This window comes from Cecembia lonarensis LW9, assembly GCF_000298295.1.
In the GTDB taxonomy this organism is placed as follows: domain Bacteria; phylum Bacteroidota; class Bacteroidia; order Cytophagales; family Cyclobacteriaceae; genus Cecembia; species Cecembia lonarensis.
This window is the reverse complement of record NZ_AMGM01000131.1, coordinates 1-8109: the sequence shown is the minus strand read 5'-3', so window position 1 is coordinate 8109 and position 8109 is coordinate 1. Positions and strand designations below refer to the sequence as shown.

10 protein-coding genes are annotated in these 8109 nt (G+C 39.5%); 8 read left to right on the top strand and 2 right to left on the bottom strand.

Annotation, left to right across the window (positions count from 1 at the left end; genetic code table 11):
* Positions 1 to 1227: imidazolonepropionase (gene hutI / locus B879_RS19775; RefSeq protein WP_040401350.1), on the bottom strand; the 1227-nt coding region annotated here is incomplete at its 3' end.
* A 375-nt stretch (positions 1228 to 1602) separates the two neighbouring features.
* Between hutI and B879_RS19770 the strand changes: the two genes are divergently transcribed.
* The 8 genes from B879_RS19770 (at position 1603) to B879_RS19735 (ending at position 7098) form a co-directional block, all read left to right on the top strand.
* Positions 1603 to 1794, top strand: a complete 192-nt coding sequence (locus B879_RS19770; RefSeq protein ID WP_009187000.1) for a type II toxin-antitoxin system VapB family antitoxin — start codon at positions 1603 to 1605, stop codon at positions 1792 to 1794.
* A 10-nt stretch (positions 1795 to 1804) separates the two neighbouring features.
* Complete coding sequence (gene vapC / locus B879_RS19765) at positions 1805 to 2200, top strand: type II toxin-antitoxin system VapC family toxin (protein WP_238542175.1); 396 nt, start codon at positions 1805 to 1807, stop codon at positions 2198 to 2200.
* Positions 2201 to 2518: 318 nt separating this feature from the next.
* Positions 2519 to 3148, top strand: coding sequence for a hypothetical protein (locus tag B879_RS19760; protein ID WP_009186998.1), 630 nt, complete (start codon positions 2519 to 2521; stop codon positions 3146 to 3148).
* A 3-nt stretch (positions 3149 to 3151) separates the two neighbouring features.
* Entirely contained in the window at positions 3152 to 3691 is a 540-nt protein-coding gene (locus tag B879_RS19755) for a peroxiredoxin family protein (RefSeq protein WP_009186997.1), read from the top strand.
* On the top strand, positions 3688 to 5880 hold the full coding sequence (locus B879_RS19750) for a peptidase domain-containing ABC transporter (protein WP_009186996.1): 2193 nt from the start codon (positions 3688 to 3690) through the stop codon (positions 5878 to 5880). Before B879_RS19755 ends, B879_RS19750 begins: the two co-directional genes overlap by 4 nt.
* Before the next feature lies 1 nt (position 5881).
* Positions 5882 to 6091, top strand: coding sequence for an HTH domain-containing protein (locus tag B879_RS19745; RefSeq protein WP_009186995.1), 210 nt, complete (start codon positions 5882 to 5884; stop codon positions 6089 to 6091).
* Positions 6092 to 6172: 81 nt separating this feature from the next.
* A complete protein-coding gene (locus B879_RS19740; RefSeq protein ID WP_009186994.1) occupies positions 6173 to 6352 on the top strand; it encodes a hypothetical protein in 180 nt (59 codons plus the stop codon).
* A gap of 146 nt (positions 6353 to 6498) precedes the next feature.
* Entirely contained in the window at positions 6499 to 7098 is a 600-nt protein-coding gene (locus B879_RS19735) for a hypothetical protein (protein ID WP_157231741.1), read from the top strand.
* A gap of 404 nt (positions 7099 to 7502) precedes the next feature.
* Here the strand turns inward: B879_RS19735 and B879_RS19730 are convergent.
* Positions 7503 to 8109 (bottom strand): aromatic amino acid lyase (locus B879_RS19730; protein WP_040401346.1); only part of this gene is annotated, 607 nt, incomplete at its 5' end.

Sequence of the window (8109 nt, the reverse complement as noted above, 5' to 3'; positions counted from 1 at the left end):
CTTATAAATTTTATATGGCTTCAACCTCCCCTGCATATACGTAATCTCCCGATAATCGGCTGTGGGGAAAAGGGCGATATCGGCCAACATACCGGGATTCAATTGTCCCCGGTCGTGGAGGTTCAGGGCGGCAGCGGCTCTGGTGGTGATGCCGGCTAAGACTTCTGCATTGCTGAGTTTCTCGTAAGTTCCCAAAACAGCAGCTTGCATGAGCAAATCACCCATAGGGGCCGAACCTGGATTCCAATCAGAGGCGATGGCCAGGGAAGCACCTGCATCGAGTAGTTTTCGTGCTGGAGTGTAGGCTACGCCCAAACCCATTGATGCTCCCGGTAAGGCTACTGCTATTGTGCTTGACTTTGCCAATAATTCAATTTCCTTGTCAGTGCTGGCTTCTAGGTGGTCTGCGGAGATGGCTCCAAAGTCTACAGCTACCTGCGAACCGCCAGTATGGAACTGGTCCGCATGGACTGTGATGTCGAAGCCCATTTCTTTGGCTTTGTGGAAGTAGGATTGTATATCTTCTGGTGTGAAAGCTGTATCCTCGATAAAGGCATCGATGCGATTGGCTAGGCCTTCTCCTTGGAGGATGGGAAAAAGTTCATCAGCAATAGCTTTCAGATAATCACGCTGGGTTCCTTGGAAGTATTTGGGGGGAATATGTGCTGCCAAGCAGGTTGGGATCAGGTCTGCATAGGTGCTCTCATTGGCTTCTTGGATGGCTCGAAGCATTTTGAGTTCGTCAGCCACAGAGAGCCCATAACCACTCTTGACTTCAATGGTGGTGATACCGTCTTTGAGGTGCCTGGTGGCTCGCTGAACAGTCAAGTGAACCAGCTTTTCCTGTTTAGCTTTTCGGGTTTGGGTGACCGTGTCCCAGATACCTCCGCCTGCTTTGGCGATTTCCAGATAGGATTTACCAGCATTGCGCATGGCATAGTCTTGGGCACGGCTACCGCCGAAACAGATATGCGTATGGCAATCAATCAGGCCGGGCAATGCGACAAAGTCCCCTTTTAAACTGACCATTTCAGCCCCTATAGACTGTGCTTCGGGATATAGATCCCAGTAGTTACCGATCTGATGGATGAGGTCATTTTTGATCAGGATGCCTGCTTCGCTGATGATGTCCAGCTGTTCATCTTTAAGCGCTCCTTTCAAGGGAAGTCCTGCCATGGTGATGGCTTGGCGAATGGGTCCGATAAGGGTATGTTTGATGGTTTGCATATTCATATTTTATATTGCCACAAAGGCACAAAGAAACAGAGATATTTTTGCCACTAAGGCACAAAGACACAAAGGTTTGGTTTTTGGCTCGCAAAGCCGCAAAGTTGCAAAGGTTTTTATAGGGTAACGAAAACAGTCTTGTCTCTTACCTCTTGGTTCTTATTTCTCGTCTTTCGCATCTTACTTCAATGTAATATTTCCTTTGTGTCTTAGCGCCTTTGTGGCTCTATTACAAAAGTACCCAAATCCCTTCATAATCTTCCATACCAATTTATTCAATAATTGATAACCTGGAGTAATTTTTAAAAATCAGTGATAGAATACAAATGGTTATGTGTATAGAATTTTGTATTTTTGTGTATAAACTATATCGCCATGAGAACAAATATTGAAATTGACCAGAAACTAATTGATGAAATCCTTGAAAAAACGAATATCAAAACAAAAAAGGAGGCGGTTAATTTGGCACTGAAAGAGTTTCTAAGATTAATTAAATTGCGAGAGCTTTCTGAAATGGCAGGTAAGATTGATTGGTCTGGGGATTTAGATAACATGAGGACTGATTGAAATGGTTGGGGTGTTGATAGATACGAGTGTGTGGATTTCTTTTTTTGCGGGAAAGGACCAAAAACTTACTTCTACCGTGCAGGAATTGTTAAATAAAGATCAAGTTTTGATCTGTCCACCTATTTACCAAGAGATTTTGCAGGGATTGAAGTACCCTCATGATTTTTTACTTATGAAAGACAGGTTGAGTGCATTGAAGCAAATCCATTCTGATCCATTTGTAGCTGCCGAAGGTGCTGCGCAGGTATATTCTGTCTTAAGGACCAAGGGATTTACCATTCGTAAAAGCTATGATTGTTTGATTGCATGGTATGCTATTTCTCGAAAAGTTCCTCTATTCCATTTGGACAGAGACTTTATTCCGATATCTGAATATTTTGATTTGGAATTTTTCGCGATCCGATAATTGGGATGGATGACAGAATATTTGAAATAAATTCTCGTTTAACCGAATTGCACTCTAATTTTTTTCAAAAACTATAAAAAAAGTTTAATCTTTCGAAAAAATGGTTTTTACTTATAAATTAGTTTGTAAGGGGGGGTAAACTAATTTTTTAAAATTATATTTGTTTTTTAATATCAAAAAAGTTCAATTTAATATAGGATTTTAATTATTCGGATGCGCTGGTTTTTGATTCTAAATTTTAATGAGTTATAATTAGTTGTCCTTTTTTCAAGTATTATACTACGATTAAAGGTTTTTATCTGGTTTAATTGGTGAATCATGAAGGTTTTTGGATTGTTGGCTTTTTATGCTTTAAGCTTATTTATTATTGGTTTTTTAATGTTGGATATAGAATCCATGATTATGGCTGAGTTAGCCAATCAAGTAGAAATTGAAATTCCTGAAAACGTTCTTTTGGAAATGCTTGAAGAAATGAAGTACTGGAATAAGTTTTCGGTACTATTCACTTTCCTTATTTTAACGATTAAGTGTTTTTTGATGGGCTTAGTTCTTTATGCTGGACTCTTCTTCGCTAATAGGCATCAGGGCATTAAATTGGGAAGTTTGTTCAAGGTAGCTGTGTATGCAGAAAGTATCATTGTCTTGGCAGGGATGGTCAAAGTTGCCTTTGGGGCATTATCTGATTTCACTTATACAGAATTTTCGCTTTTTTACCCATTGTCGGTTTTGAGTTTTCTAAAACCAGAGGCAATTCAGCCTTTATGGTATTATCCATTACAGTTGCTGAATGTGTTTGAAATCATATACATCTTTTTATTGATTTATTACTTTAGTCAAGAAATTGAAATCAAGAAGACTGAAAGTTCCAAAGTTGTATTGGGCTCATATCTTTTCTCTATGAGCTTTTGGTTGATTTTGATCTTGTTTTTAACCTTAAACTTTACCTAATCCATGGGGAGAAAAATTGTTTTGTTGTTTATGGTTGTCGGGATGTTGGGCATATTGGGGCTTTTTGCTTGGAAATATCAGAGGAAATCAGAAGATGTTGCCCAAATCAAAGAGCAGATTCAAGTTGTTCCCAACTTTTGGCTAAAATCTTTCGATGAAAAGACATTCTCTGTTAGTGATTTTGCTTCAGGAAGCCCATTGCTCATTATTTATTTCAACTCGACCTGTGAGATGTGCAAGATAGAACTCAATGCACTCAATGAGCGATTTACTGAATTTGGGCAAATCAATATACTTTTGGCAAGTTCTCAAGAAAGGGAAGAGTTGGAAGGATTTATGGATGAATATCCATTTGTCTCGGAGTCAAATATAAAAGTGGCATTGGACGAGGAAATGAAGCTTTCGGCCTACCTCGGGGTTAAATCTGTACCAAGTGTTTTTTGCTACGATTCTAAAGGGGAGCTAATTGCCAACTACCAAGGGCCTGTGAAATTGGACATCCTACTGGATAAACTTTTGGACAGAAAGAAGGAGGAGAAATGAAAGTAGCAACATCAAAACTAAAGAATTTTCATGTAACCCAATTGGGAGAATATGCCTGTGGGTTGGCTTGCCTGAGTACCATTTCCAAATATCATGGTGGAGAAGTCACACAGGAAAAGCTTCGTGATGTAAGTGGGACAACCACGTCAGGAACTACACTCCTTGGTCTGATCCAAGCAGCCGCTGAGATTGGATTGGAGGCAAAGGGCTTTGAAGCAGAAGTCAAACACCTGAAAGAACAGGAAGCCCCAGTGATTCTGCATGTGATCATGGACAAGGTTAGAGAGCATTATATAGTGAGTTTTGGCTTTGATGGGGAGAGATTCTGGCTGAGTGATCCCGGAGTGGGTATTGTTTCGACCAATGAAGCAGAGCTGAAGGAAATCTGGAAGTCTAGTATTTTGCTTCAGGTTACTCCTACCGAAAAGTTCCAGACACACAAAATCCAATCGAACTCCAAAATGGATTGGTTTAAAACCCTGATTGCAGAAGATATTCCGATTCTATTGGTTGCGACTGTTCTGGGGACTTTGATGGCGATTACAGGACTTTCTACGGCAATTTTTTCCCAGAAACTGATTGATGATTTTCTTCCCAACCAAACTTATGACAAAGCCATTTTGGGAGTGGTTGCCTTAGGATTGCTTTTGCTATTCAGGTCATTTTTGGGCTATTTCCAAGGTGTCTTTATGGCAAGACAGGGTAGAGATCTGAATATCCGGATTGTATCATCTTTTATCGGAAAGATTTTGCATCTGCCGATGAAGTACTTCAAAGGCTTCAGTACAGGTGATTTGATTGCAAGGATGAATGATTCCCTTCGGATCAAAAATACTGTTTCCCTGATTACAGGAACGGTGATCATCAATTTACTGGTAGTGCTGGTGTCCTTGATTTTCGTTTTTTATCAATCCAACATCGTTGGGTGGCTTTGTGTATTGGGTTCTCTGGCTTTTCTCTTTGTAGGATGGAGATATCACCGTCCTATCATTTCCAAGCAAAAGGAAGTCATGGCAGCCCATGCGCTGAATGAAACGCAGTATATCGATAGTCTGACAGGGATTCAGGTACTCAGGTCATATGGCAAGGAGGAGGTGTTTCGCCAACGGATCGATCAGGTTTACACCCATTATCAAAGCAAAGGATATGATTTGGCCATATTGGGTAATAACTTTTCCTTTTTTACACAGGTCATTGTGGCTGTGTTCATGAGTTTACTTTTTGGTTTAGGAGTTTACTTGGTTTTTCAGGAAAATCTACAATTGGGTGAACTGATGGCATTGATACAGGTAGGGAGTTCCATTATTCCGGCTGTAGCTGGATTGGTAGTTGCCAATATACAGTTACAAGAAGCCAAAGTTGCTTTTGACAGGATGCATGAGATTGCAGGATTGAAAGAAGAGGATCAAACGATATCAGAGAGCAATTCTAAAACTATCCATGCTGAATGCCTTTTGGCAGTTGATCAGCTGATGTTCCGTTACCCAGGGAGAAGTCCAATCCTTAAAGGGGTGAGTTTTCAACTCCATGCAGGTCAGACAACAGCTTTATTTGCCCATGTAGGCACAGGCAAAAGTACATTGGTTGATTTGATTCAATGCTTTTACCTACCAGAGCAAGGGAAAGTCCAAATGCCATTTTTGGGTACAGGCCAAATCAGTATGGAGCATTGGCGAAAGCAATTGGGGGTAGTGAATCAAAAAGAGAAACTATTTAACGGCTCTGTATTGGACAACATTGCTTTAAGCAATACCCAAGAAGATTTTGAGGCTGCCGCTCAATTGCTTCAAGAAATGGGTTGGTGGAATTTGTTTGACATCCTTCCACAAGGAGTATTGACCTTATGTGGGGAAGATGGAAGGAATCTCTCTGGAGGGCAGAGGCAACTTGTGGGGCTTGCTAGGGCTATGGTGAGGAGACCCAAGATCTTGATTCTAGATGAAGCTACATCAGCTATGGATTATGGGATAGAGCGGCTGGTCTTGTCTTTGGTGTTCGATTATGTGAGCAATACAGGTGCATCCCTATTGTTGATCACCCATCAGCCAACATTGGCAGCTGGTATGGACAGGGTACTGATTTTGGAAAAGGGGCAGATTATTGCCCATGGTACGGCGGAAGAACTATTGCAAAAGGATAATCTATTGAGCAGAGCCTATCAAAATATTTTGGAACCAAACTGGAGATAAGATGGCAGGATTAAAGTATTATGAGCGGACTAAGCTCTTGATTGAATTGATTGAGAAAAAGAAAACGGGGTCTCCATCCAAATTGGCCAAAAGGCTTCAAGTAAATAAGCGAACGGTCTATAGAATTCTTGATGATCTTCGCCTCTCTTCAAGCGTTGAGATTGTTTACTGTAAAGATTCAGAAAGTTATATTTTTTCGAAAAATAATTGATTGGGTGACAGGAAATGTCACCAGTCCTAAATTATACTTGTATAGTTAAATAAATTATCAACTAAATAAATTAAATTTGTTATGAGAGAATTAAGTATTGAAATGACTGAACAAGTAAAGGGTGGTTGTTCTTCTGATGAAGCATTCGCTTATGGTGCAGCAGCTGGATATTACGGCCATAAGTCATCCCAAAATCCTGGGAATGATTTTTATTTTGGTATGTGGTTATTTTATACCAATAAACTGTTTAGTTGTATTTAAAATTGAAATTCATGGCCAAGTTATCTTTTTTCATGTTTGTGATTCTTTTTTCTCTAAAGGCGAGTCAATTTCCTGAGGGAATTTATCATTCTCAGATTCATAAACAAGATTTGTATTTCAAATTGACAAGTGAAAAAAACTTGGCCATGCTTGAAGTTTTTTCCGGTAAAAAAGATCTTTTCTTAGTAAAAGGTGAGGTTTTTCAGGATAGTATTTATTTCCCAAAAGTTAAAATTAACAATAAAGATTTTAATTTAGTGATTTCCCAATATCAACCACAGAATATTGTTTTGAAAGAGGGTAAACAATCCGATGTTATTATTATTAAAAAACTGACAAGCAATACGGATTTGAAACTACCCAATATTCCAAAGTATTTAAAAAATGGTTTGGATCCTGATTTAATTGGAGATTGGATTCTACTTTATTCAAAGAATCCTGAAGGAAAGATAGAAAATGATGAATTTACAGGTAAGGGTTATTTGATAAAATATTCAGAAAGCGGAACTATGATTCTCGATCCGAGGGCATTTAGGGATAATCATTCCAGAATGGGATTAAAAAATTTTTCTTATTCTGATATTCCTAATGGGATTTGGAGAACCTCCGATAACAAATTGATTATAGACTGGAGAAGTGTGGGAGATGCAGGAGGTGAAACCGAATCCAATTATTTGATCAGAAACGACACACTTTATAAAATTTCTACACAAGGGCATATAACAGTTCATCTAAGGAAATATTAAGTGCTTTCTCCTAATTTTTCCTAAACATGTTTTTACAAGTTTTATTTATTTCCAATTATCGGACATACCTTCATATTATTTATCTACTTCTGAAGAAAAGTACCTGATTTTAAAAGTTCCCGCGATCAATGCAGTTGAAAAAATATCCTATGAGATCAGAGGCGATTCTTTGATTATTTTTGATAAAATAACCAAAACGGTTTTGATCAAAGAGAAATAACAGTGATTTACTTAGTACATGACTTTGTTTTTCAAGGCTCTTTTTATGGTAGTTATAAAGTTTTGTTTTGCCACCAAGGAGCCGCCAAGACACGAAGGATAATTTCTAAAACCATACTTTTTTCTCATGGCAAATACAAAAAAAATCTTTGTGCCTTCGCGCCTTTGTGGCTATTTCTCACGGCCTAATACCAATCAAAATCCCCCGACCATTGCGTCTCCAAAGCCAACCCTTCCTTGTCAGCCACTTCTCTCGCTAATTTAAGCAATTCTCCATTTCGGATGATCTCAATGGCAGTTTCCATGTCTTCATACATGAGCTGATCTTCGGTGACATGTTTGATTTTGGTACGCACATGTTCATAAAGAGCTGTCATGATCTTTCCTGATTTCAAGGGGGCATGAAAGTCCACTGCTTGGGCTGCACAGAATAGTTCTACTCCAAGGATTTTCTCAACGTTTTCAATCACCTGCAAGGCTTTTCTGGCTCCTATACTTCCCATGCTCACATGGTCTTCCTGACCTAGGGATGTGGGAATACTATCAGCAGAGGAAGGGAAGCAAAGGCCTTTATTTTCACTCGCTAAAGCTGCCGTAGTGTATTGGGGGATCATAAAACCAGAGTTTAGGCCGGTTTCTTTGAGGAGCAATTTTGGTACGCCTGGTGTGTCACCTTCCAAGGAAAGGTAAATCCTACGGTCGGAGATATTGCCGATTTCGGATGCGGCCAAACAAGCATAATCCAAAGGCATGGCAATGGGTTGACCATGGAAGTTGCCCCCGCTGATGGTA